Annotated in this window: 1 protein-coding gene; it reads right to left on the bottom strand. The window is 27.4% G+C overall.

The features are described from left to right. Nucleotides 1-431: 431 nt before the first annotated feature. Nucleotides 432-917, bottom strand: a complete 486-nt coding sequence (locus KQI30_RS16815; RefSeq protein WP_216464488.1) for an HD domain-containing protein — start codon at nucleotides 915-917, stop codon at nucleotides 432-434. Nucleotides 918-1,107: the final 190 nt, after the last annotated feature.

Genomic DNA, 1,107 nt, shown 5'->3' on the forward strand with positions numbered 1-1,107 from the left:
TAACATACCATTAACTTCAAGTTTGATTTACTAGCTTAGTACTAGCTGACATTATATAATGTCAATTAAAAGAATTAACTGGTTATATGTTTCTTCTGTTCAATTTTCAAAGATCATTTGTCGCTCTCTTGCGATGCTCATTCATTGTATCAAAGCTTTCAACACTTGTCAACAACTTTTTTTCTTTTTCGTTGCTGCTCTCTCGCAGCGACAAGGATTATTATATCACCACATCAATTCTACACTTATTGAGTTCATATCAAAATTTAATAATAACTCTTTAATATTATCTTATATCAATATTTTACTCACTTTTTCATACTTTGATACACCAGGCACACTTGTAGTGTATTTTAAAAGAAATATAGGATAATATGTATTTTTATTTATATAATACACATTATCCTACCTACTTTTTTCATCTTATATTTCTATTCTATATACATAGATTCTATTAATTTAATCCCCATATTAGTTCTAAAATATTTATTTTTTATAACTTTTATATTTTCAATTTTCATATTATCCTCATCAATATTAACTAAAAAATCACTCTCTATTAATATTTGAAAATCTATTTTATCAATTTTATTATATGAATGATGATTTCCTATAAGGAACTTTATTCTTTCTAAAATATCTTTTTTTATATTAAATTCATTTAATAATTCTTCAGCAACTGCTGGACCTTCTATTTCTTGATACTTTCCTGCTGAAGAATTATATTTTCTTTCTGCATTCTTTATTCCTATATCATGTAATATAGCTGCTAATTCTAAAGCTCTATATTCATCTTCTTCCATATTTTCTTTAGATGATATTAATTTTGCAAACTGATATACTTTAATTGCATGATTTATTCTTTTTACATCACCATCAAAATATTCTATCATCTTTAATAGTATTTCCTCTGTCATTAGATCTCCCCCCTATATTTTTTGCTTGGAACTTATTATATTTGAAGTTTTATATTACCAGTTGTTATATAAATCATAACTACCCGTTAAACGGGTAGTTTGCTCTGCGCCTATAAGGCTTTGTTACTGGCCGTGCTATTCGCACGTTGAATTAGTCTGCCGACCGCAGTCCTTTTACCGGCTGCACCTA

It is taken from the genome of Clostridium bornimense (genome assembly GCF_018917145.1).
Taxonomy (GTDB): domain Bacteria; phylum Bacillota; class Clostridia; order Clostridiales; family Clostridiaceae; genus Clostridium_AN; species Clostridium_AN bornimense_A.